General features: G+C 66.2%; 20 protein-coding genes. 12 read left to right on the forward strand and 8 right to left on the reverse strand.

Annotated features, from left to right (window positions below; all coding sequences use genetic code 11):
- Positions 1 to 2 precede the first annotated feature (2 nt).
- Positions 3 to 1,295, reverse strand: coding sequence for an RsmB/NOP family class I SAM-dependent RNA methyltransferase (locus ACO07K_RS06190; protein ID WP_422035025.1), 1,293 nt, complete (start codon positions 1,293 to 1,295; stop codon positions 3 to 5).
- Between the two features lie 81 nt (positions 1,296 to 1,376).
- Here ACO07K_RS06190 and ACO07K_RS06195 point away from each other — a divergent pair, with 81 nt between their 5' ends.
- The 3 genes from ACO07K_RS06195 (at position 1,377) to ACO07K_RS06205 (ending at position 4,323) form a co-directional block, all read left to right on the forward strand.
- Entirely contained in the window at positions 1,377 to 3,092 is a 1,716-nt protein-coding gene (locus ACO07K_RS06195; RefSeq protein WP_422035026.1) for an ABC transporter ATP-binding protein/permease, read from the forward strand.
- A gap of 83 nt (positions 3,093 to 3,175) precedes the next feature.
- Complete coding sequence (locus tag ACO07K_RS06200) at positions 3,176 to 3,841, forward strand: helix-turn-helix domain-containing protein (RefSeq protein WP_422035027.1); 666 nt, start codon at positions 3,176 to 3,178, stop codon at positions 3,839 to 3,841.
- The gene (locus tag ACO07K_RS06205) at positions 3,838 to 4,323 is read left to right on the forward strand and encodes a cupin domain-containing protein (protein ID WP_422035028.1); all 486 of its coding nucleotides are present in this window, start codon (positions 3,838 to 3,840) and stop codon (positions 4,321 to 4,323) included. Before ACO07K_RS06200 ends, ACO07K_RS06205 begins: the two co-directional genes overlap by 4 nt.
- Before the next feature lie 169 nt (positions 4,324 to 4,492).
- Here the strand turns inward: ACO07K_RS06205 and ACO07K_RS06210 are convergent, their stop codons facing one another.
- The 4 genes from ACO07K_RS06210 to ACO07K_RS06225 all read right to left on the reverse strand — a co-directional run bounded on the left by ACO07K_RS06210 (position 4,493) and on the right by ACO07K_RS06225 (position 10,142).
- The gene (locus ACO07K_RS06210; protein WP_422035029.1) at positions 4,493 to 5,548 is read right to left on the reverse strand and encodes a 2-oxoacid:ferredoxin oxidoreductase subunit beta; all 1,056 of its coding nucleotides are present in this window, start codon (positions 5,546 to 5,548) and stop codon (positions 4,493 to 4,495) included.
- Complete coding sequence (locus ACO07K_RS06215) at positions 5,545 to 7,389, reverse strand: 2-oxoacid:acceptor oxidoreductase subunit alpha (protein ID WP_422035030.1); 1,845 nt, start codon at positions 7,387 to 7,389, stop codon at positions 5,545 to 5,547. The genes ACO07K_RS06210 and ACO07K_RS06215 overlap by 4 nt, the downstream gene beginning before the upstream one ends.
- Positions 7,374 to 9,188, reverse strand: coding sequence for an FAD-dependent oxidoreductase (locus tag ACO07K_RS06220; RefSeq protein WP_422035031.1), 1,815 nt, complete (start codon positions 9,186 to 9,188; stop codon positions 7,374 to 7,376). Before ACO07K_RS06220 ends, ACO07K_RS06215 begins: the two co-directional genes overlap by 16 nt.
- Positions 9,189 to 9,347: 159 nt before the next feature.
- Positions 9,348 to 10,142, reverse strand: coding sequence for an AraC family transcriptional regulator (locus ACO07K_RS06225; protein ID WP_422035032.1), 795 nt, complete (start codon positions 10,140 to 10,142; stop codon positions 9,348 to 9,350).
- 71 nt (positions 10,143 to 10,213) lie between these two features.
- Here ACO07K_RS06225 and ACO07K_RS06230 point away from each other — a divergent pair, with 71 nt between their 5' ends.
- The 9 genes from ACO07K_RS06230 to ACO07K_RS06270 all read left to right on the forward strand — a co-directional run bounded on the left by ACO07K_RS06230 (position 10,214) and on the right by ACO07K_RS06270 (position 20,918).
- Positions 10,214 to 11,407 (forward strand): MFS transporter, encoded by a 1,194-nt coding sequence (locus ACO07K_RS06230; protein ID WP_422035033.1) that lies wholly within the window; start codon positions 10,214 to 10,216, stop codon positions 11,405 to 11,407.
- A gap of 94 nt (positions 11,408 to 11,501) precedes the next feature.
- Positions 11,502 to 12,479, forward strand: a complete 978-nt coding sequence (locus ACO07K_RS06235) for a Bug family tripartite tricarboxylate transporter substrate binding protein (protein WP_422035034.1) — start codon at positions 11,502 to 11,504, stop codon at positions 12,477 to 12,479.
- Positions 12,480 to 12,484: 5 nt separating this feature from the next.
- Positions 12,485 to 14,437, forward strand: coding sequence for an alkyl/aryl-sulfatase (locus tag ACO07K_RS06240; RefSeq protein WP_422035035.1), 1,953 nt, complete (start codon positions 12,485 to 12,487; stop codon positions 14,435 to 14,437).
- 76 nt (positions 14,438 to 14,513) lie between these two features.
- Positions 14,514 to 15,827: an ABC transporter substrate-binding protein gene (locus ACO07K_RS06245; RefSeq protein ID WP_422035036.1), complete on the forward strand. Its 1,314-nt coding sequence runs from the start codon at positions 14,514 to 14,516 to the stop codon at positions 15,825 to 15,827.
- 29 nt (positions 15,828 to 15,856) lie between these two features.
- Positions 15,857 to 16,636: an ABC transporter ATP-binding protein gene (locus tag ACO07K_RS06250; RefSeq protein WP_422035037.1), complete on the forward strand. Its 780-nt coding sequence runs from the start codon at positions 15,857 to 15,859 to the stop codon at positions 16,634 to 16,636.
- A 13-nt stretch (positions 16,637 to 16,649) separates the two neighbouring features.
- Positions 16,650 to 17,354 (forward strand): ABC transporter ATP-binding protein, encoded by a 705-nt coding sequence (locus ACO07K_RS06255; RefSeq protein ID WP_422035038.1) that lies wholly within the window; start codon positions 16,650 to 16,652, stop codon positions 17,352 to 17,354.
- Between the two features lie 135 nt (positions 17,355 to 17,489).
- Positions 17,490 to 18,359 (forward strand): branched-chain amino acid ABC transporter permease, encoded by an 870-nt coding sequence (locus tag ACO07K_RS06260; RefSeq protein ID WP_422035039.1) that lies wholly within the window; start codon positions 17,490 to 17,492, stop codon positions 18,357 to 18,359.
- A complete protein-coding gene (locus tag ACO07K_RS06265; protein WP_422035040.1) occupies positions 18,356 to 19,327 on the forward strand; it encodes a branched-chain amino acid ABC transporter permease in 972 nt (323 codons plus the stop codon). The genes ACO07K_RS06260 and ACO07K_RS06265 overlap by 4 nt, the downstream gene beginning before the upstream one ends.
- Positions 19,320 to 20,918, forward strand: a complete 1,599-nt coding sequence (locus ACO07K_RS06270; RefSeq protein ID WP_422035041.1) for a GMC family oxidoreductase — start codon at positions 19,320 to 19,322, stop codon at positions 20,916 to 20,918. The genes ACO07K_RS06265 and ACO07K_RS06270 overlap by 8 nt, the downstream gene beginning before the upstream one ends.
- Here ACO07K_RS06270 and ACO07K_RS06275 read toward each other — a convergent pair.
- Genes ACO07K_RS06275 through ACO07K_RS06285 form a run of 3 tightly spaced genes read right to left on the reverse strand, consistent with a single transcriptional unit; the run spans position 20,886 to position 23,631 of the window.
- Positions 20,886 to 21,938, reverse strand: a complete 1,053-nt coding sequence (locus ACO07K_RS06275; protein WP_422035042.1) for an adenylate/guanylate cyclase domain-containing protein — start codon at positions 21,936 to 21,938, stop codon at positions 20,886 to 20,888. The two genes, ACO07K_RS06270 and ACO07K_RS06275, sit on opposite strands and share 33 nt — an antisense overlap.
- Complete coding sequence (locus ACO07K_RS06280) at positions 21,935 to 22,945, reverse strand: threonine ammonia-lyase (protein ID WP_422035043.1); 1,011 nt, start codon at positions 22,943 to 22,945, stop codon at positions 21,935 to 21,937. The genes ACO07K_RS06275 and ACO07K_RS06280 overlap by 4 nt, the downstream gene beginning before the upstream one ends.
- Entirely contained in the window at positions 22,942 to 23,631 is a 690-nt protein-coding gene (locus ACO07K_RS06285) for a haloacid dehalogenase type II (protein WP_422035044.1), read from the reverse strand. The genes ACO07K_RS06280 and ACO07K_RS06285 overlap by 4 nt, the downstream gene beginning before the upstream one ends.
- Positions 23,632 to 23,642 lie beyond the last annotated feature (11 nt).

Genomic DNA, 23,642 nt, shown 5'->3' on the forward strand with positions numbered 1-23,642 from the left:
AATCAGGTTGTGGTCAGGCGCGCGATGTAGAAGCCATCGAGGCCGCCGCGGTCGGCCCACATGAAGGGGTAGGTGCGGACGTCGCCGCGCGGGGTGATGGCGTCTTCGAGGCCGGGCAGTTCCGCCGGCGTGACACGCACGCGCTTGAGCTGCGGATTGCGAACGAGGACGCCGTTGATCCGCTCGACGCCTTCGTCCTCCTGCAGCGAGCAGACGGCGTAGATGAGGGTACCGCCGGGCTTGAGCATCTCGAGGGCGCGCACCAGCAGGCGGTCCTGCGTGACCGTCAGCCGCGCCACATCCTCCTCGTCCTTCAGCCAGGCGATGTCGGGATGGCGGCGCAGGGTGCCGGTGCCCGAGCACGGCGCATCGAGCAGGATGGCGTCGAACTTCTCCTCGGGCATCCACTTGCTGGCATCGGCCGTCACGAGATTCGCCGACAGGCCGGCGCGCGCGAGGTTCTCACCGAGGCGCGTCATGCGGCGGGCCGAGATATCGACGGCCGTCACCTGGGCGCCCGCGGCGCAGAGCTGCATCGTCTTGCCGCCCGGCGCGGCGCAGAGATCGGCGACCCGCTTGTCGGTGACGTCGCCCAGCAGCCGCACGGGCAGGGCGGCGGCGGCGTCCTGGACCCACCAGGTGCCCTCGGCAAAGCCCGGCAGCTCGGCGATGTGGCCGCCGCCCTTTCGCCGCAGCGTGCCGGTCGGGAGCTTTTCGGCCTCGAGCTGGCCAGCCCAGAAATCGGCATCGCGGCGGACGGTGAGATCGAGCGGCGCCTCCTGCAGGTGCGCCGACGCGATGGCGCGCGTCGTATCCTCGCCATAGGCATGGATCCAGCTTTCCCACAGCCAGCGCGGCGTGTTGAGGCGGGCAGGATCGCGATCCACCAGCAAAGCATCGCCGTCGCGCGAAATCCGGCGCAGCACGGCGTTGATCAGGCCCTTCAGGTGGTGAAGGCCGGCATCCTCGACCAGGCGCACCGAGGTATCGACCGCGGCGTGCGGCGGGGTGCCCAGGAACATCAGCTGGGCGGCGCCCAGCCGCAGCACCTGGCGGCCGGCGGCGTTCGCGCCATCCAGGGGCTTGGTGATCAGGCCGGACAGCACGCCCTCGATCTCGCCCAGGTGGCGCACGGTGGTGGCCAGCAGCAGGCGGACGAAGGCGCGGTCGCGCGGATCGAGGGCGGTGAAGCCGCGATGGCCGGCCAGCGCGTCGTCGAGCGGCTGGCCCTTGTCGAGACAGGCCATCAGCACATCGACTGCGGCACGGCGGGAAGCGAGAGGGGTGGCATCCATCGTGCGGCGCTATAGCCGCCGCGCGCGCCGTTGTCATCGTCGCCCTGTCTCGGCAGTGTGCCGCCCGAAAGGATTTCCTGCATGAAGAGCGTGAGTTCCTACCTGGGCGACTGGTGGCGGCTGGTCGTTCCGTATTTCCGCTCGGAGGAGCGCTGGATCGCCATCGTCCTGCTGGTGGGCGCGATCGGGCTCACCCTGGCGAGCGTGACGGTCAACGTCGCCTTCAGCGAATGGAACCGGCGCTTCTACGACAGCCTGCAGAACAAGGACGAGGCCGCGTTCTGGACCGAGATGGTCAATTTCGGCTGGATCGCGGCGCTCGCAATCGCCTTCGGCGTGGCGCGCGGGCTGGTCAGCCCCTACCTGCGCCTCCGGTGGCGGCGGTGGCTGACGGGTCACTATCTCTCGCACTGGCTCGACGGGCGCGGCTACTACCGGATCGAACTCGAGCGCAAGGTCGACAACGCCGACCAGCGCATCTCCGAGGATCTGCGCCTGCTCGGTTTCTACACGATGACCCTGCTGCTGGGCCTGATCAGCGCGGTGGCGACGCTGATCTCCTTCCTGTTCATCCTCTGGCAGTTGTCAGGACCGATGTCGTTGTCCTTCATCGGCCTCGACGTGGTGATCCCCGGCTACATGGTCTGGGCGGCGCTGATCTACGCCTTCCTCGGGACCTGGCTGGCCAACCTGGTCGGCCGGCGACTGATCCCGCTCAACTTCCTGCAGCAGCGCTACGAGGCGAACTTCCGCTTCGGCCTGATGCGGGTGCGCGAGAATGCCGAAGGCATCGCGCTCTATCGCGGCGAGCCGCGCGAGAACGCGGTGCTGGAGGAAAAGTTCACCGACGTGTTCAACAATGCCTGGCGCGTGCTGGTGACCGAGATGCAGCTGGTCTTCTACCAGATCGGCTACGGCCAGCTCGCGATCATCTTCCCCTACATCGTGACGGCGCCGCGCTTTTTTGCCGGGGCGATCACGCTGGGCGTCGTCATGCAGACGGCACAGGCTTTCGGGCAGGTGCAGTCGGCGCTGTCGTTCTTCATCGACAACTACACCAACGTGGCCGAGCTGCGCGCGGTGATGGACCGGTTGAAGGGCCTGCAGATCGCCATCGAGGACAAGCCACCGGAGAACATCACCGTCGGTGCCGAGGCCGGGCGCACCGGCGTCGGCACGAGCGGCCTCGATCTCGCGCTGCCTACCGGGCAGACCCTGCTGAAGGACCTGAATCTCACCCTGCCGAAGGGGGCCTGGACGCTGATCTCCGGTTCGAGCGGGTCTGGCAAGAGCACGCTGTTCCGGGCCCTGGCCGGGATCTGGCCGTTCGGGCAGGGGCGGGTGCTCATCCCGGCCGGGGCGCGGGTGCTGTTCCTGCCGCAGAAACCCTACATCCCGATCGCCACCCTGCGCGACGCGGTGAAGTATCCCGATGAAAACTCCACAGCCAACGATGCCGAGATCGTGCAGGCGCTCGAGGCGGCCCGGCTCGGCCACCTGGCCGGACGCCTCGACGAGGAGGCCCACTGGAGCAACATCCTGTCGGGCGGCGAGCAGCAGCGGCTGGCCATCGCGCGGGCCTTGGTGTTCAAGCCCGACTGGTTGTTCCTCGACGAGGCCACGGCCTCGCTCGACGAGGCCAACGAGGCGGCGGTCTACAGTGTGCTGAAGGAGCGGCTGCCGCAGGCGACGGTCGTCTCGATTGGCCACAGGCCGTCGCTGCGCCAATGGCACGAGACGCGTCTCGACCTGAAGCGTGCGCCGGGCGAGACGGGAACCCTGAACGTCGTGAGCTGAGAAGGGCTCTCTGCGCCACTCCCCTCCATGCCGGTGAAGAAAGAGAACTTGCCTGGAGTGAAAGTCCGGTCCATCACAGGGGAATGAGCAGATCACCCGAACGCATCGCCGAAACCACCCGTGACATCGGCCACCGCCTGCGGGCGGCGCGGACCGGGGCGGGCCTTACGCTCGCCCATGTGGCCGGCCGGGCCGGCGTCTCCGAGGGCTTCCTGTCGAAGCTCGAACGCGGCCAGGCGGCGGCCTCGATCGCCAACCTGATCCAGCTCGCCGACACGCTGGGGCTCGGGCTGCACGAGCTCTTCCCCAGCGAAGCGGCGCCGGCCAAGACGATGGTTGCCGTGCACCGGGCCGGCGAGGGCGGGCTGCAGGAAGTGGCGGCGACCGGCTACCGCTGGCGCCATCTCGGCGGCGGCGCGTCGCTCGATCGCATGGAGGTCTTCCACCTGGTCTTCCCGCGCGCCAAAGGCATGGAGGCGACGGTCTCCCATCCCGGCCAGGAGCATTGCTACGTGCTGTCGGGTGAAGTGCTGTTCCATGTCGGCGACGAACAGCACCTGCTGAAGGCCGGCGACGGCATCCTGATCGATTCGCAGCAGCCGCATCGCGCCGAGAATGCCGGGCGCGGGCAGGCCCAGGTGTTGATGTCGGTGGCAAAGCCCGCCGATGCGGCCGAAGTGCCGGACTGGTGGCGCCTCTCGTCCTCGAAACTCAAGGAAGAGAAACCGAAGGAGGAAAGCAAGCCATGAGCAAGCATGTTCCCGACACGGCGGCCGCCAATGCAGGTCTGGCCACCACGCGCGAAGCCTCCCGGCGCGATCACAAGCCCTACCAGGTGCGCCATCTCGACGAGGTCGACTGGGAGACGATCCGCTGGCCGGGCGAGACCGGCAAGATGCTGTTCCATCCGAGCCCCGAGGACCCGACCCAGCCCAACGCCGGAATCCTGCGACTGGAGCCGGGCGCCCATCATCCCGAGCACTATCACGGCTTCGCGCAGGTCTGGCTGGTGCTGAAGGGCGACTTCGTGATCGACGGCCGCACCTGCCCGCCGGGCACGATGCTCTATCACCCCGATCCGCATTTCGAGGGCGAGTTCAGGACCGAGACCGGCGGCGAGATCCTGATCGTGCAGTATCCCGGCCCGACGACCGGCGAACGGCCGATCTATGCCGGCCGCTTCAACATGGAAAAGCGCAAGTCGGTCACCGAGGAGCGGGTCGACCTTTAGGCGTCAGAGGCACCGTAGGTTTTCCTCCCCCGTCGTACGGGGGAGGTGGCCCGAAGGGCCGGAGGGGGAAGGCCGCAAATGGGCACTCTCCACCTCGGATTTCTTGGCGTCGCTTTCCCCCTCCCGGCCTCCCCCGTAAGACGGGGGAGGTGGAAGAATTGAGAGTGCGTCAGCGCAGGCTCGCGTTGATCTTGTCCAGCGCCGAAGTGCCCGGGCAGAGGTCCGGGGCGTTCAGCGTGTTGAGCGGCACGTCGACCGTGTTCAGGTTGGCGTGCAGGTCGCTCGGGGTCGGATCGACATAGAGCAGGCCGGTCACGACCTCGCCGGCATGCAGGCCTTCCTGGACGCGCTTCACGGCCGCGACCTTGTCGGACGGATCGTAGTCTTCGCCGAGTTTGCGCAGGCGCAGGACCGAGCCGTCATGCTGCTGCACGATCTTCGTGGTGCCGGGATCGTAGGAGGTGGTGATCTCCTCGCGGGTCTCGATGAAGTCGATGCGGTTCAGCGCCTCGTTGTGCTCGCGCACATAGTCGTAGCTCTTGGTCGAGCCCGCATGGTTGTTGAAGGCCACGCACGGGCTGATGACGTCGAGGAAGGCCGCGCCCTTGTGGTCCATCGCCGCCTTGATCAGCGGCACCAGCTGGTGCTTGTCGCCCGAGAAGGAGCGGCCGACGAAGGTGGCGCCCATCAGGATGGCGAGCGACACCATGTCGATCGACGAATCGGGATTGGAGACGCCCTTCTTGCTGATCGAGCCCTTGTCGGCGGTGGCGGAGAACTGGCCCTTGGTGAGGCCGTACACGCCGTTGTTCATGACGATGTAGGTCATGTTCACGCCGCGCCGCATGACGTGGGCGAACTGGCCGAGGCCGATCGAGGCCGAATCGCCGTCGCCCGACACGCCCATGTAGATCAGGTCCCGGTTGGCCAGGTTGGCGCCGGTCATCACCGAGGGCATGCGGCCGTGCACGGTGTTGAAGCCGTGGCTGGCGCCCACGAAGTAGGTCGGCGCCTTGGACGAGCAGCCGATGCCCGAGAGCTTGGCGACCTGGTGCGGCAGGATGTCGAGCTCGTAGCAGGCCTGGATGATCGCGGCGCTGATCGAATCGTGGCCGCAGCCGGCGCACAGCGTCGAGACGGCGCCCTCGTAGTCGCGGCGGGTGAAGCCCGCCTTGTTCTTGACCAGCGAGGGATGATGGAGACGGGGCTTGGCGATGTAGGTCATGACGCGGCCTTGTCGAACGAGACAACCTTGAACTGACCGAGCTTGGTGGCGATGTCGGTCGCGATGAAGCGCGCCGTGATCGGCGTGCCGTCATAATGCAGGACGGGCACGATCTTGCGCGCGTCGAGCGTGTATTCGCTGAGCAGCATGGTGCGCAGCTGGGCGTCGCGGTTCTGCTCGACGACGAAGACGCGGTCGTGCTCGTGGATGAAATCCTCGACACTTTGCGCAAACGGGAAGGAGCGCACGCGCAGCGCGTTGACGTGATGACCCTCGGCCTCGAGATGGTCGAGCGCCTCGGCCATCGCGGGGCTGGTCGAGCCGAAGTAGATCACGCCGAAGCGGGTCGGCTTGGGGGAGGAATAGCGCAGCGGCTGCGGCGCGATCTTCTTCGCGGTCTCCCACTTCTTCTGCAGCCGCTCCATGTTGCGCACATAGACCGGGCCTTCCTCCGAGTAGCGTGCGAATTCGTCCTTGGTCGTGCCGCGCGTGAAGTAGGAGCCCTTGGTCGGATGCGTGCCCGGATAGGTGCGGAACGGGATGCCGTCGCCATCGACGTCGAGGTAGCGGCCGAAGGTCTTGCCGGCCTCGAGGTCCTCGGCCGTCATCACCTTGCCGCGGTCGAGGACCCGATTCTCGTCCCAGGCGAACGGCTTGCACAGGCGGTGGTTCATGCCGATGTCGAGATCGGTCATGACGAAGATCGGGGTCTGTAGCCGGTCGGCGAGGTCGAGCGCGTCGGCGGTGAACTCGAAGCACTCGCGCGGATCCTCGGGGAACAGCAGCACGTGCTTGGTGTCGCCGTTCGAGGCGTAGGCGCAGCCCAGCAGGTCCGACTGCTGCGTGCGCGTCGGCATGCCGGTCGAGGGGCCGCCGCGCTGCACGTTCACCAGCACCGCCGGGACTTCGGCGAAGTAGGCCAGCCCGATGAACTCGGTCATCAGCGAGATGCCGGGGCCGGACGTGGCGGTGAAGGAGCGCGCGCCGTTCCAGGCGGCGCCGATCACCATGCCGATCGAGGCGAGCTCGTCCTCGGCCTGCACGATGGCGTACTTGGCCTTGCCGGTCTCCTTGTCGTGCCGGAACTTCTTGCAATGGCTCTGGAACGCCTCGGCCAGCGACGACGACGGCGTGATCGGATACCAGGCGCAGACCGTGGCGCCGCCATAGACGGCACCGAGCGCGGCCGCGCTGTTGCCCTCGACGAAGATGCGGTCGCCGACATTGTCGGCATGACGCACCTTGAGCTTCACCAGGTCGGGATCGACATGCTGCTTCACCCAGTCGCGGCCGAGGTTCATCGCCTTCACGTTGGAGTCGATGAGCTTTTCCTTGCCCTTGAACTGTTCGCTGAACAGCCGCTGGATCTGCTTCTCGTCGATGTCGAGCAGCACCGAGAGCGCGCCGACATAGATGATGTTCTTGAAGAGTTGGCGCTGGCGGGCATCGGAGTAGGTGGCGTTGGTGATCGCCGTCAGCGGCACGCCGATCACGTTGATGTCCTCGCGGAACATCGATGACGGCATGGGCTTGGTCGAATCGTAGAACAGGTAGCCGCCGGGCGTGATCTCCTTCACGTCCTCGGCCCAGGTCTGCGGGTTCATCGCGACCATCATGTCGACGCCGCCGCGCCGGCCGAGATAACCCTTCTCGGTGACGCGCACCTCGTACCAGGTCGGAAGGCCCTGGATGTTCGAGGGGAAGATGTTGCGCGGGCTGACGGGCACGCCCATGCGCAGGATCGACCGGGCGAAGAGTTCGTTGGCCGAGGCCGATCCGGATCCGTTGACGTTCGCGAACTTGACGACGAAATCGTTAACGGCGGCTATTGCTTGCGGCATGCGTGCTCCGCGTGTGTCATTTCGATGTAGTACTTGCGCATGTCCCATGCGCCGGTCGGGCAGCGTTCGGCGCACAGGCCGCAGTGCAGGCAGACATCCTCGTCCTTGACCATGACCCTCTGGGTCTTGAGGCCGTCGGCGATGTAGAGGTCCTGTGTCGGGTTCATCGCCGGCGCCGTGAGGTGCGTGCGCAGCTCCTTTTCCTCACCGTTCTCGGTGAAGGTGATGCAGTCCATCGGGCAGATGTCGACGCAGGCGTCGCATTCGATGCAGAGCTGGCCGGTGAACACCGTCTGGACGTCGCAGTTGAGGCAGCGCTGCGCTTCCTTGAAGGCGAGCTGCGGATCGAAGCCCAGCTCGACCTCGGCCATGATGTCCTTCAGCGCCTCCTTCTTGGGGCGATGCGGGACCTTGAGGCGATGGTCGATGGTGGGGGCGTTGTCGTAGCTCCACTCGTGGATGCCCATCTTCTGGCTGGCGACGTTGACGCCGGGTGCCGGACGCTCCTCGGGGTTCTCGCCGATCAGCATCTTGTGGATGGAGGTCGCGGCCTCGTGGCCGTGCGCGGCCGCCCAGATGATGTTCTTCGGCCCGAACGCCGCGTCGCCGCCGAAGAAAACCTTCGGGTGCGTGCTGGCGAAGGTCTTTTCGTTGAGCTGGGGCAGGCCCCACTTGTCGAACTCGATGCCGGCGTCCTTCTCGATCCACGGGAAGGCGTTCTCCTGGCCGATCGCGACCAGCACGTCGTCGCATTCGTGGAACTCGTCGGGCTCGCCCGACGGGACCAGCGAGCGGCGACCCTTGTCGTCGTACTTCGCGACCACCTTCTCGAACACCACGCCCTTGATCTTGCCGCCCTCGTGACGGACTTCCTTGGGGACGAGCATGTTGAGGATGGGAATGTCCTCGCCGATCGCGTCTTCCTTCTCCCACGGCGAGGCCTTCATCTCGTCGAAGCCGGAGCGGACGATCACCTTCACGTCCTCGCCGCCGAGGCGGCGGGCGGTGCGGCAGCAATCCATCGCCGTATTGCCGCCGCCCAGCACGATCACGCGCTTGCCGACCTTGTCGATATGGCCGAACGAGACCGACGACAGCCAGTCGAGGCCGATATGGATGTTGGCGCCGGCTTCCTTGCGGCCCGGCACGTCGAGATCGCGGCCGCGCGGCGCGCCCGAGCCCACGAACACCGCGTCATAGCCTTCGGCCAGCACGGCCTTCAGCGAGTCGACCCGCTGATGACGGAACTCGATGTTGCCGATGCCGGTGATGTAGCCGACTTCCTCGTCGATCACCGATTCAGGCAGACGGAAGTGCGGGATCTGCGTGCGGATGAAGCCGCCGAGCTTGGGATCCTGGTCGTAGATGACGATCTCGTAGCCCAGCACGGCGAGGTCGCGCGCCACGGTGAGGGAGGAGGGGCCGCCGCCGATGCAGGCGATCCGCCTGCCGTTCTTCTCGGCCGCCTTGGGCATCTTGGAATTGATGTCGTCGTCGTCCTTGTAGTCGGCGGCGACGCGCTTCAGGCGGCAGATCGCGACCGGCTCCTTCTTGCCCTTCACCAGCGTCTCGTCCTCGACGCGGCTGCGGCGGCAGGCGGGCTCGCAGGGACGGTCGCAGGTCCGGCCGAGGATTCCCGGGAACACATTGGACTTCCAGTTGATCATGTACGCATCGGAGTAACGTCCGTGCGCGATCAGCCTGATGTACTCGGGGACGGGGGTATGGGCAGGACAGGCCCATTGGCAATCGACGACTTTATGAAAGTAGTCGGGATTGGCGATGTCAGTCGGCTTCAACATAAACTCCAGGCGGCGGCGGGAGCGGCGACTCAAGAAACTGGTAAACGTCGGTTTAGATTACCCTAAACGGGGGGCGCATTGGGGGATTATTACCATCCAGCGTCAAGCGCTAACCATTTGCAAAAGCGCGGGAAATCCCGCACGCGCCGGAGGGTCTTAGCGGGAGGGCCGGTAGGCACTGGGTGAAGCCCCCGAGGCGCGCCGGAACATGGCGCTGAAGGCGCTGACACTTTCATAGCCGAGCTCGAGGGCGACCTCGGTCACCGCCTGGCCGCCGCCCAGACGACCCATCGCCTCGAGCACGCGGGCTTGCTGACGCCAGGCGCCGAAGGTCAAGCCGGTCTCCATCATGAACAGGCGGGCCAGCGTCCGAGGGCTCGCATTCGCCCAGCCGGCCCACTCCTCCAGGGTGCGTTGATCGCCCGGATGGGCGAGCAGGGCCGAACAGAGGCGTTGCAGTCGCTTGTCGCGGGGCATCGGGAGGTGCAGTGGCAAGGACGGTTCGCGGTGCAACTCATCGAGGATCAACGCCACGACATAGCCCGCCGCGCCGCGCTCGTCATAGTCCACCGGCATTTCGGTCGCGCGCACGATCAGTTCCCGCAGCAAGGGAGATATGTGCAGCACGCGGCAGACTTCGGGCATTCCGGCCGCTGCATCCTGGCGAAGATAGAGCGTGCGCATCGTCACGTCGCCGGACATCACGATGGAATGGTGCGTGCCGGGCGGCATCCACAGCGCGCGCTGGGGCGGCACCACCCAGACGGCTTCCTCGGTGGAGATGCGCATGGTGCCGGCCGTCGCATAGATCAGCTGGGCCCGGCGATGGCGGTGTGGCGCTATTTCGAAGCCGTCGGGGAAGTCCTTGGGCATGGCCGCGACCGCCCGCGGCACGTGCTGGTAATCCTCGGGATTCGTCGAACGCTGGGCGGCTTGGCGTTTTCGCGACATTAGTTGGCAACATAGCGCAAGCCAGACAGGCAGACCAAGCCTAGTCTCGGCGTCCCTGGAGGAACAACAAGATGAGCCACGGCAGCCCAACCTCTCTCCTGCTCAATATCGGCCATGCGATGGATCATTGGATCCTGGTGGTCTTCGCCTATTCCTGGGGCGTGATCGCCGGCGTGTGGGGCGTCGAGTGGACCGAGCTCACGCCGTTCAACTACGGGGCGCTCTTCATGTTCGGCGCCGGCTCGATCGTCAGCGGCCGGCTGGGCGACCATTGGGGCCGCTGGATCATGATGGTGATCTTCTTCGTGGGCATGGGCGTCTCCGCCCTGATCATCGCGCTCTGTACCAACAAGTGGCAGATCGGCGCGGCGCTGACGCTGATGGGCGCCTTCGCCTCGATCTATCACCCGGTCGGCATTCCGATGCTGGTCCAGAAGGCCAGGAACCCCGGCTTCACGATCGGCGTGAACGGACTTGCGGGCAACATGGGCATCGCCATCGCCGCCGGCCTCTCCGTCTACATCGCCCAGCGCTTCGGCTGGCAGGCGGCGTTCATCATCCCGGGCGTGATCTGCCTGATCTGCGCCGTCGCCTTCGTGGTCCTGGTGCCGCGCGAGGAAGAGGCGCCGGCCAAGCGCAAGGCCAAGATGCTCGACCTGCCGCCCTCAGTCATGGCGCGCGTGTTCGCGATCATGACCTTCACGGCGGTGACCGGCAGCATCATCTTCAACTTCACGACCAACGGAAACGGCGAGCTGCTGGCCAATCGCGCCAAGACCATCGCGCAGGATCCGGCGATGCTGGCCACGATGCTGTTCGTCATCTTCGCGCTGGCTTCGCTCGCCCAACTCGTGGTCGGCAAGATGATCGACCGCTATCCGCTGAAGAACATCTACCTGCCGATCGTGCTGCTGCAGGTGCCGCTGTTCCTGATCGCCTCGCAGGTCGAGGGCTGGGCGCTGTTCTTCACGGCCATCGCCTTCATGCTGCTGGTGTTCGGCGCCATTCCCTTCACCGATGCGATGATCGTGCGCTATATCGACGACCGCATGCGCAGCCGGGTCACCGGCGTCCGCCTGGCGATCGGCTTCGGCGTCAGCTCCTTCGTCGTGGCGCTGATCGGCCCGGCGGTGAAGGATGCGGGCTTTCCGATATTGTTGTCGGTGCTGGCGGGCGTGGCTTTTTGCTCGTTCCTCGCCCTGTCGATGCTGCCCAGCGAGAGCGATGTGCATGCCGCTTCTGCGGCACCAAAGCCCGCCGAGTAGCAAGTCTCCCTGCAAAACGACGGCCGCGCGCGCATTGCGTGGCCGTCGCGCGTTTGCGATCCTGCCGCCAAACGAAAACAGCGAGGGCAGGATCATGATCAAGAGACGCGGTGTACTGGCGGGAGCCGCCGGCTGGACGATCGTCGGGGCCTCATCGGTGCGGGCGCAGGCCTGGCCCAGCCAGCCGATCAGGCTGGTGGTGCCTTACGTCGCCGGCGGTTCGACCGATACGGCCGCCCGCATCGTCGCCGAGAAACTGTCGGGCATGCTCGGGCAGCAGCTGATCGTCGAGAACAAGGGCGGCGGCAACACCATCATCGGCATGGACGTGGTCGCCAAGGCCAAGCCCGACGGCAACACGCTGCTGCTGGGAGCCGCGACGATGGCCACCAACGTCGCCCTGGGCCTCAAGCAGCCGTTCGATCCGCTCAAGGATTTCCAGATGATCTCGACCCTGGTCGATATCCCCGATCTCCTGGCGATCGACGGCAAGGCGTTGCCGGCGAAGAACTACGCCGAATTCGCCGAATGGGTGAACAAGCAGCCCCAGCGCGTGCGCTACGCCACGTCGGGCATGGGCAACCAGCCGCACCTCTGGGGCGAGCTGTTCCGCACCCGCAACAAGCTCAACCTCGAGAGCGTCAGCTACAAGGGCGCGGCCGATGCGCTGCGCGACGTATTGGGCGGCCACCTGCCGATCATGATCGACGTCGTGCTGCCGACGGGAACCCACGTGGCAGCCGGCCGACTGATCGGCATCGCCGTCGCCTCGCCCGAGCGCTCCACCGTCTGTCCCGACGTTCCGACCGTGGCCGAACTCGGCATGAAGGATCTGGAGAGTGCAGCGTTCTTCGGGTTGGTGGGGCCGGCCGGCCTGCCGGCGCCGATCGTCGAGAAGCTGAATGCGCTTTGCCTCGAGACGCTGAAGGATCCGGCGGTCAAGAAGCGGTTCGCCGAGCTCGGCTTCTTCACGACGGGCAGCACGCCGCAAGCCTATCTCGACCGGGTCAAGTTCGAGACCGAACGCTGGACCAAGGTCGTCAAGGAAAACAACATCAAGGTCGAGGGCTAACAGTCATGGCGTCCGCGTCGGCAGTTCCGGTTCCATCCTCCCATCTCGACGCCGCGCGCGACGCCGAACCCGCCACCAAGGCCGCCAATGCGGCGATGGCGGCGCATCTGCCGTTCGCCGACACGGCAGATTTCGAGGCCGCGAAGCGCGGTCTGATTGCGACCGTGCCGGACGGGATCGTGCGCACCGGCGGCGGCACGGTCCTGTGGAACCTGGGAGAATACGCCTTCATCGACGGCGAGCTCGCGCCCGACACGGTCAATCCCAGCCTGTGGCGCATCGCGCGCCTCAACCTCGCCAACGGTCTCTTCAAGGTCACCGACCGGCTCTACCAGCTGCGCGGCTTCGACATCGCCAACATGACGGTCATCGAGGGCGACAGCGGGCTGATCCTGATCGATCCGCTGACCACGGCCGAGGTCTCGCGCGCCGCGCTCGAGCTCTACTATGCGCACCGGCCGCACAAGCCGGTGGTCGCTGTGATCTATACCCACAGCCATGTCGACCATTACGGCGGCGTGCGCGGCGTGATCGACGAAGCCGACGTCAAGGCGGGCAAAGTGCGGGTGATCGCGCCGGCCGGCTTCATGGAGGCGGTGTCGGGCGAGAACGTGCTGGCGGGACCGCCAATGGCCCGGCGCGCGCAATTCCAGTTCGGCACGATGCTGCCGCGCGGGGCTCGCGGTCAGGTCGATGCCGGCCTCGGCAAGAGCGTCGCGCGCGGCACGCCCGGCCTGATCGCCCCGACGCAATCGATCGTGAAGGCGGTCGAGACGCACACGATCGATGGTATCGAGATCGTGTTCCAGCTGGCGCCGGAAACCGAGGCGCCGGCCGAGATGCATATGTTCTATCCGCAGCTCGGCGTGCTCAACATGGCGGAGAACGCCTGCCCGCTGCTGCACAATTTCATTCCGTTGCGCGGCGCCGTGGCGCGCGATCCGCGCATCTGGGCCAAGTATATCGGCGACGCCATCGCGATGTACGGGCCGGCGACGAAGGTGCTGATCGGCCAGCATCACTGGCCGACCTGGGACAACGCGAAGATCATCGATTATCTCGAGGCGCAGCGCGACCTCTACAAGCACATCCACGACCAGACGCTGCGCTACATGAATCGCGGCTGGCGCCCGGCCGAGATCGCCGAGGTGATCGACCTGCCGCCCGGTCTCGCCGAGCGCTGGGCGGTGCGCGGCTATTACGGATCGGTCAGCCACAATGTGAAGGCCGTCTATCAACGCTACCTTTCCTGGTACGACGGCAACCCGTGCAATCTGCACCCGCTGCCGCCGGCGCCGGCCGCCGCCAAGTTCGTCGAATACATGGGCGGCGCCGCTGCCGTTGTCGAGAAGGCACGCGCCGACTTCGCGAGGGGCGAGTACCGCTGGGTGGCGCAGGTGATGAAGGAGGTCGTCTACGCCGAGCCGGGCAACAAGGAGGCCCGCGCCCTCTGTGCCGATGCGCTCGAGCAGATGGGCTACCAGGCGGAATCGGCCACCTGGCGCAACGCCTTTCTCTACGGCGCGCAGGAGCTGCGTCACGGCGTTTTCCAGATGCCGGTGCGTCCCGGCATGGGGGCCGACACGCTGGCCGGTCTCACCAGCGACGTCTTCTTCGACCTGCTGGCGATCCGTCTCGATGCGAAGAAGGCGGCCGGCCACGCGCTGGTCGTCAACTGGCGCTTCACCGACCGCAACGAGACGCTGGTGCTCACACTCAAGCACAGCACGCTCACCCATCGCATGGGCGAGTTCGCGGCGAGCGCCGATGTCTCCGTCACCACGACGCGCGCGACCATGGACGCGATCGTGATGCGCAAGCTCACCATTCCCGACGCGCTGGCGAGCGGAGCCCTGCAACTGCAGGGAGAAATCCCGAAGCTCGGCGCGCTGTTTGCGATGATGGACCCGCCGGCGGGAATGATGTTCGAGATTCTCACGCCGGGGGAGGGCCGGTAGCGCGAAACGCTTGACAGAACCTCCCGCGTTCCCTGTGATGGGGACAAGAAATATTAAAAGTATATGGGAGGAGTTCATGCTCATGCGTAGGGCTGTGCGCTTTTTGGGTGGGGCGGTTGCCGCCGTCACGGTGCTGGGCATGGCGGTTTCCGCCCAGGCCCAGGAAAAGAAAATCAAGATCGGCGTCATCTACGACCTGACCGGTCCGCTGGCCGGCGGTGGTTCGGAGCTGAACTACACCGGCGCCAAGATCATGATCGACAACTTCATCAAGCAGGGTGGAGTCGAGGGCTACAAGATCGAGGCGATCTACGCCGACGCGCAGAGCAAGCCGGACGTCGCCATCAACGAAGCCGTTCGCCTGATCGAGCAGGAGAAGGTGAACCTCGTGCTCGGCTTCTTCTCCTCGGCGCAATGCGTGCCGGTGGCGGCGCGCGTCGAGCAGCTCAAGAGCTTCATGTGGATCACGACCTGCATCTCGACGGGCGTCGTCGAGAACAAGAACCTGAAGTACGTCTTCCGCCCGCAGGCGAGCGGCCAGCAGTTCGGCCTCATGGCCGCCGACATGATCGAGAAGAACGCCAAGGCGAAGTTCGGCAAGGAGCCGAAGGACATGCGCGTGGCGATCATCCACGAGGATGGCTCGTACGGCGTCGACGTCGCCAAGGGCAACGAGGCGGGTTCCAAGAAGGCCGGCTTCAACGTCGTCATGAAGGAAGGTTATTCGGCGACCGCGCCCGACCTGTCATCGCTGGTGACCAAGCTGAAGCGCGCCCGTCCCGACGTCATCTTCCACACCGGCTACAACCCCGACATCACGCTGTTCGCCCGCCAGGCGCGCGAGCAGGGACTCAAGTTCGGTGCGCTGGTGGGCCACGGTGCAGGCTACGGCGTTTACGAGAAGCTCAAGGACGGCATGGGCAGCGACGTGAACTACGTGTTCAACATCGATCCCATTTCGATCTGGCTGGCCAACCAGGCAACGCTCGATCCGAAGCTGCCGCCGGTGATCAAGATGGTCGGCGAGGAATTCGACAAGCTGAAGCCAGGCGTCGCGATCCGCTCGGCGCATGTCGGCATCGCGGCCTCCAATACCTACGTGTTCTTCACCGAAGTCCTGCCGCGTGCGATCAAGAAGCATGGCGGCATCGATCCCGAGGCGCTGCGCAAGGCAGCCCTTGAAGTCGACCTTCCCGAAGGCGGCACGATGCTGGGTTTCGGCGTGAAGTTCGCGGGCGAGGGGTCGCCGATCGCCGGACAGAACGAGCGCTCCTTCCCGGTCATCATCCAGTATGTCGACGACAAGTCGTACGTGGTGTGGCCGAAGAGCCAGCAGCAGCGCGAGCCGGTGCTGCCGCTGCCCAAGACCTCGGGTTTCAGCAACCAGTAGGCCGCGGCCACAACGAACGAGGGCGCGCCGTGCTGGTTGTCGAGGGTTTGGTAAAGCGTTTCGGCGGTTTCACGGCCGTGAACAACGTATCGTTCAAGGTCGATCAGGGCGAGATTCTCGGCCTGATCGGCCCCAACGGGTCGGGCAAGAGCACGATCTTCAACATGCTGTCGGGGACGTTCGCGCCGACCGCCGGGTCGATCCGGTTCGACGGCAAGGAAATTACCGGCCTGCCGCCGCATCGCATCATCAACAGCGGCGTCGGCCGGACCTTCCAGATCCCGCGGCCGTTCCGCCGCCTCACCATCTTCGAGAACGTGGCGCTGGCGGGCTATTACGGCCAGGGCAGCCATAGCCTGGCCAGGGCCGAGGAAGCCGCCGAGCGCGCGCTCGACATGGTCGGCCTGCCGACCGATCGCGGCGCCAGCGTCGACGGGCTGGGGGCGGCGGGCCTCAAGAAGCTTGAACTGGCCAAGGCGATCGCGACGGGGCCGAAGCTGCTGCTGGCCGACGAGAGCCTGGGCGGTCTCGACGAGACCGAGATGGACCAAGCCGCCGACATGCTGCGCAAGATCCGCACCGAGCTGGGCATCACCATCATCTGGGTCGAGCACATCATGGGCGTGCTGATGAAGGTGGTGGATCGCGTCATGGTGCTGGATCACGGCGAGAAAATCTCCGAGGGCCTGCCGAGCGCGGTGTCGCACGATCCCCGCGTGATCGAGGTCTATCTCGGCACCGATGCGCACGCCACGCAGGCGACGGCGGCCGCCGCCGCGGCCGCGGGCGGAAGCCCGGCCAAGAGCTGACGGGGCCGCGGAAATGCTCGAACTCAGATCGATCGACGCCGGCTACGGCAGGTTCCAGGCGCTGTTCGGTGTCAACCTCGACGTCAAGGCCGGCGAGGCCGTGGGAGTGATCGGTCCCAACGGCGCCGGCAAGACCACGCTGATGCGCGTGATCTCCGGCCTGATCCGCCCGACCCAGGGCTCGATCAGCATGCAGGGCACCGATGTGCTGACGACCGCGGCGCATCGCATCGTGAGCCTCGGCATCGCCCACGTGCCGGAGAACCGCCGACTGTTCCCGCGGCTCAGCGTCGAGGACAATCTGCGCATGGGCGCTTTCATGCCCGAGGCGCGGGCGCGCTACCGCGAGCGCATGGACTTCGTGTTCGACCTGTTTCCGCGCATGAAGGAACGTCGCAACCAGCTGGCCGGGACCATGTCGGGCGGCGAGCAGCAGATGTGCGCGATCGGGCGCGCGCTGATGAGCGATCCCAAGCTGCTGCTGCTCGACGAGCCGTCGGCCGGCCTCGCGCCCGTGGTCGTGCAGCAGGTGTTCGAGCTGGTGAAGCGCATCCGGGCCGGCGGCCTCACGGTGCTCATCGTCGAGCAGAACGTGCAGCAGGTGCTGCAGGTCGTCGATCGCGCCTACCTGCTGGAGGCCGGTTCGATCCGGGCCTCCGGCGCATCGGCCGACCTGCTGGCCGACGATTCCATCCGGCAGGCGTATCTCGGTGTTTAGGCTCAAGCATTTTCGGACGCCGGGGGCGCGTGACTCCAGTCGCGCGTCATGGCGGGCCGCCAATCAACATCGCGCCACTTCAGCGCGGGGGTTACCCCGCGCGCAGTGGCGCGCCCCCAGCGAGGTGGCGCGATGATGGAAATTTTCGACATCTACCTGCTCGAGGCGCTGGTCAACGGCATCCTGCTGGGCGGTGTGCTGGCGCTCCTGGCGCTCGGCCTGAACCTGATCTTCGGCGTCATCGACGTGACATGGATCTGTTACGCCGAGCTGGTGATGATCGGCATGTACGGCATGTATTACCTGTTTTCGGTGTACGGCCTGCCCTACTGGGTGGCCGCGCCGCTCTGCATCCTGCTGGTTGCAGCCCTGGGGGCGGCGCTGCACTTCCTGGTGATCGAGCCGCTGCTGGGGGCGCCGCCGATCAACCAGCTGCTCGCCACGGGCGGTGTCCTGTTCGTGCTGCAGAGCTTCGCCACGGTGGCCTTCGGCATCGACTTCCGCAATCTCGGCATCCGCCTGCCGGTCCTGGCTCTGGGCGAGATGCACTTCAGCTACGCCCGTCTCCTGGCGTTCATCGCCGCGCTGATCGGCATGGTCGCCGTCTATCTCTTCATGACGCGGACCTATACCGGCACCGCCATCCGGGCGATCGCCCAGGATCGCCAGATCATGGCCTTGATGGGCGTCGACACGAAGAAGATCTACCTCGTCACCTCGGCGCTGGGCGGCGGGCTGGCCGGCCTCGCGGCCTGCCTGCTGGTGCTGCAGTACGACGTCCATCCCTTCGTCGGCCTGTCCTTCGGCCCGATCACCTTCCTGATCTGCGTGCTGGGGGGACTCGGCAACTTCGTCGGCGGCTTCGTGGCCGCCTTCCTGTTCGCCGAGATCATCTCACTCGGCGGTCTCTTCGCCGACCTCGAATGGGGCTATGTGTTGGCCTTCGCCTTCTTCATCGTCATGATGTTCATCCGGCCCGCCGGCCTGCTGGCGAAGCGCTCATGAACAAGCCGCTCGCCTGGGGCCTAGGCCTGGCGGCGCTGGTCGCGCTGCCCTTCGTCTACCGCGATCCCTACCATCTGCACATCCTGGTGCTGATCCTCATCTGGTCGTTCGCCTACACATCCTGGTCGATGATGGGGCGGTTCGGCCTGGTCTCGCTGGGCCATGGCGGTTTCATGGGCGTCGGCGCCTACGTGACGGCGCTGTTGTGGAATCATCTCGGCGTCTCGCCGTGGATCGGGATTCCGGCGGCCATGCTGTGCGCCGGGGCGCTGGCGATGGTCGTGGCCTATCCCTGCTTCCGCTTTCGCATCACCGGCCATTATTTCGCGCTGGTGACACTCGCGCTGTCGGGCATCGTCCTGCAGATCATCATCGCCACCCGCGACTATACGGGCGGGTCGCTGGGCTACACGCCGGAGCGGACCAAGGGCAGCCACTTCCTCGCGTTACAGTTCGACGACAAGATCGTCTGGTACCTGATCGCGCTCGGCGTCTGGGCGGGCGGCCTGGCGGTCTGGTACTGGATCGACCACAGCATGAGCCGGTACGCGATGGAGGCGATCTCCGAAGACGAGGACGCGGCGGCGGCTGCGGGCGTCAACGTAACGGCCGAAAAGCTGCGCATCACCGTGATCAGCGCCGTCATGACGGCGATGGCAGGTGCTCTCTATGGCCAGTATCAGATGTTCATTGCCCCCGACACGGTGAGCGGCATCGCGGTCTCCCTGCAGATGGTGTTCGCGGCGGTGGTGGGTGGAATCTACGTGGCGCTGGGCCCGACGATCGGCGCGATCATCACCATCATGCTGGCCGAGATCCTGCGCATCGGCTTTGGTACCAAGGCAGTGGGCTGGGACAATCTGCTCTACGGTGTGCTGCTCGTCGTCTTCATCATCTTCCTTCCGAAGGGCATTCTGGGCAGCTTGCTCGCGTGGCTGAAGTCGCCTAGCAAGCAGAGGGATGGATGAGTTCGACTATGTCGTCGTCGGGGCGGGATCATCTGGCGGCCCCCTCGTTGACCGTCTGACGGCGACGGGGCGGCATTCCGTCCTGCTGCTGGAGGCCGGACCGGAAGCGACGAGCCAGTGGCTCTCTATTCCCGCGGGCTTCGCCAAGGCGTTGGTCGACCCGGCCGTGAATTGGAAGTCCTGGACGCAGCCGGAGGCGCAGCTCGGCGGGCGCCGCGTTTACTGGCCACGCGGCAAGGTCGTGGGCGGATCGAGTGCGATCGGCGGCATGGTCTATGTTCGTGGGCTCGCGTCCGACTACGACGGGTGGCGACGGATGGGCAACGAGGGCTGGTCGTTCCAGGACTGCCTGCCATATTTCCGGCGCGTCGAAGCAGTCGCCAACGGCGAAGCCGAGATTCCCGGCAGTGGCGGTCGGGTCGGGATCACCCAGGGCTCCTATCGGAACAAGCTCGGCGAAGCCTTCCTCGACGCCTGCATCGAGGCCGGCATGAGCCTGACGCCGGACTTCAACGGCCGAAATCAGGAAGGTGCGGGCTACTACCATGCAACCGGCAGCGGTGGCCGGCGCATTTCGACCGGCTGGGCCTATATCCAGGCCGCCCGGCGCCGCTCGAACTGTCGGGTGCTGACCAATGCGCGGGCCGAGCGGGTCATGGTCGAAGAAGGCCGCGCCGTCGGTGTGGCCTACCGGCGGGGCGGAACGAGCCGGACGGCGCGCGCGCGCCGCGAGGTGATCCTGAGCGCCGGGGCCGTCGGCTCTCCGCAGCTGCTGCAGCTGTCGGGCATAGGAGCGGGAGCCCACCTTTCGTCTCTCGGCATTCCCGTCGTGCGCGACATGCCGGGCGTCGGCGAGAACCTGCAGGATCACTACTGCATCCGCTCCACCTATCGCACCTGGTGGCGGTTGTCGTTGAACGACGATTTCCACATGATGCACCGGCGCCTCAGCGCCCTGCTCGTCTATGCCATCTGGCGCATGGGCCCGCTCACGGCCATGCCGGCCTTTGCGGGCGCCTTCGCGCGTCTGCTGCCAGACTCGAACGAACCGGACACCCAACTTTATTTCCTTCCCTGGTCGTTCGAGAGCGTGGAGAAGGGACCGCATCCCTTTTCCGGTTTCACGATTCTCGCCAACCACTGTCGGCCCGAAAGCCGCGGCCATGTCCGCATCACTTCGCGCGAGGCGGATGCACCGCCGGCGATCGCTGCCAACTACCTGTCGACGGAGTGCGACAGGCGGGCGGTCGTCGCGGCGGCCAGATTCATCCGTCTCCTGGCACGCTGCCCCGCCCTCAGGCGCATCGTCGTCGAGGAACTGCTGCCGGGTGTGGAAGTCTGGAAAGACGAAGAATTCCTGGCCTTCGCCCGTCGGGAAGGCCAATCGGCCTACAACCCTGTCGGCACCTGCCGGATGGGGTACGATCCCGGGGCCGTGGTCGATCCCCGGCTCAGGGTTCATGGGGTCGAGGGCCTGCGGATCGCCGACGCCTCGGTGATGCCGACGCTGGTATCCGGCAACACAAATGCCGCCTGCATGATGATCGGCGAAAAAGCCTCAGACCTTATCCTGGCCGACGCCGAGCGATAGCCCCGCGATCTCCAGCGGCGCATCGCGACCGCGAATCGACAGGGTCGGGAGCGGCTCGATCCGCAGGTCGGCCGGGAGACGAACCATCGCAAGCAAATCGGCGGAGACAAGCACGTCATGGGCAAGCCCTTTGGAGGCTTCGAGCAGGCGCGCAGCGACGTTCAGCGTGTCCCCGACGTATGCGATCTCCCTGCGTACGTCGCCGATTTCGCCGGCCACGATTTCTCCGCAGTGGAGCGCTGCCCTGAACTCCGGGACGGCGCCGAACCGGTCGCGGTAGCGGGCAGCATTGCGGGCGATGTTCTGCTGGGCAAGGAACGGGCAGGCGAGACAGTCGCCCGCTTTGAGCGCGGGTCCAGCGGGCCAGGTGAGGATCACCTCGTCACCCACGTATTTGTGGATTTCCGCATCGCATTCCATCGCGGCGTCGGCGATGTCGCGGAAGAAGGCGTTGAGCAGCTCGTGAAACCGGATCGCGCCCAGCTTCTCCGCAAGCCCGGTCGAGTCCTTCATGTCGATCAGCAGAAACGCCTTCTGTTCGCTTCGCGGCCGGGCATAGCGCCCGAGCAGCAGGTTCTTCAGGGTGCCGAAACCCAGCAGACGGCCCGTCTCGATGATGAGGTTGCCGACCACCGACATGGCGATGGCGAAGAACACGGAGCTCCGGAAGATCGGATCGAAAATCACGAACTGCCGGGTTCCGATCGACATCAGCAGGCGCGCGAGGACCAGGCCGCCGACGATGACGACGCAATAGAACGCGACCTTGACGAGGAAATAGCCGGCGAGCGGCAGGCGTCGCATCCAGGCGAGCGAGTTGATGCGCGCGCGCCGAACCTCGAAGAAGGTGATCGGCGTGGCGATCAGCAGCGACGTGAGAATGCCCTGTACGACGCCTTGCAGCGGTGGCTCATCGACGGGAGCCACGGCTTGCCCGAAATAGGCGCTGATCGCGGCACTCGCCAGGCTGATCCAGAGGATGATCCGCCATTCGCGCCGGTTGCGCCGCGACATCGTCATGCGGCGATGCGGTCCGACCGGGCGAGCGCGCGCTGGAAGGTTGCGTGATCGACATTGCCGCCCGAGCACACGACGGCCACCGCTCGGTTCTCGACCGGCAGCTGCCCGGTCAGCGCCGCGGCCAGCGCCACCGCACCGCCCGGCTCGACCACCAGCTTGAATTCGCGGAAGGCCAGTTCCATGGCGTCCAGCACCTCTTCGTCGGTGACGACGAGCCCGGGGCCGAGCAGCTGCTGCGCCAGCGGGAAGGTGACGTCGCCCGGTGTCGGCGCCAGCAACGCGTCGCAGATCGATCCCGAGAGCTTCTCGTTCTTCTGTTTGCTCCCCGCCGCGAGCGAGCGGGCGAGATCGTCGAAACCGGCAGGCTCGCCGGCGTGAACCATGGTCGTCGGGCTGATGCCCTTGACGCCCAGCGCCACGCCGGTCGCCAGTCCGCCGCCCGAGCAGGGCGCCGCCACCGCGTCGAGGGTGACGCCCAGGGCCTTGGCCTGCTCGGCGATCTCGAGGCCGGCCGTGCCCTGGCCCGTCAGGATCCACGGATGGTCGTAGGGCGGCACGATGGTGGCGCCGGTCTTCGTGGCGATGCCGTGACCGATTTCCTCGCGGCTGTCCTTCACGCGATCGTAGAGCACCACCTCGGCGCCGCTGGCACGCGTGTTGGCGACCTTGAGGGCCGGCGCATCGGCCGGCATCACGATGGTGGCCCTGGTGCCGAGCAGGCGCGCCGCCTCGGCCAGACCCTGGGCATGGTTGCCCGACGACCAGCCGACGACCCCCTTGGCGCGGTCGGCCTCGCTCATGGAGGCCAGGAAGTTGTAGGCGCCGCGCAGCTTGAAGGACCCGGTGCGCTGCAGGCATTCCGCCTTCAGGAACAGCCGCCCGCCGAGCTTGCGGTTGACCCTCTCGTTCTCGAGCAGGGGCGTGCGGATCGTCACGCCCTCGAGGCGCCGGGCGGCGGCCTGGACGTCGGCGAACGTGGGCGTGGCAAAAGCAGGCAGCGAACTCATCGTGGAACACCAATCAGGTCGGGGAGGTCGGAAAGATCGCGGATTTCAGCCGCGAGCGTGCCGGGCAGGTTATCGTCGGGGGCGCCGGTTCGGTTCACCCAGACGCTTCGGAAGCCGAATTGCGCGGCGCCATGGGCATCCCAGCAGTTCGACGAGAGGAAACAGACTCTGTCGGGCGTGACGCCGCAGCGTGCTTCGACGAGGCGATAGACGCGCGGATCGGGCTTGAAGACACCCGCCTCGTCGACGCTCAGCACCGCCTCGAAACGGTTGGCGAGACCCGACGCTGCCACCATCGGGTCGAGCATGCCGGGATTGCCATTTGACAGGATGGCGGTCCGCATCGCGGCGCGAGCGAGGCAGGCCAGCATGCCCGGCGCCTCGGGAAACGGATCGAGGGCCAGGTAGGCGCTCATCAGCCGCTCGTGCACCACGGGATCGGTGATGCGATGGGCGGCCAGGCAATGGTCGAGCGCCTCTCCGGTCACCTGCCAGAACGGCGCGTAGGCGCCCATGGCGTTGCGCAGCCATGTGTACTGGATCTGCTTGGTTCGCCACAGTTCGGACAGGACATCGGCCGAGCGCCCGACCGCCCGGCGATGGCGCGCCACAGCCGAGGTGAAGTCGAACAGCGTACCGTAGGCGTCGAAGACGCACATCTCGATGCCTGGAAGGGGGGCGGCCATTCAATTGCTCC

The sequence above is a fragment of the Reyranella sp. genome (genome assembly GCF_965228225.1).
Classification (GTDB): domain Bacteria; phylum Pseudomonadota; class Alphaproteobacteria; order Reyranellales; family Reyranellaceae; genus Reyranella.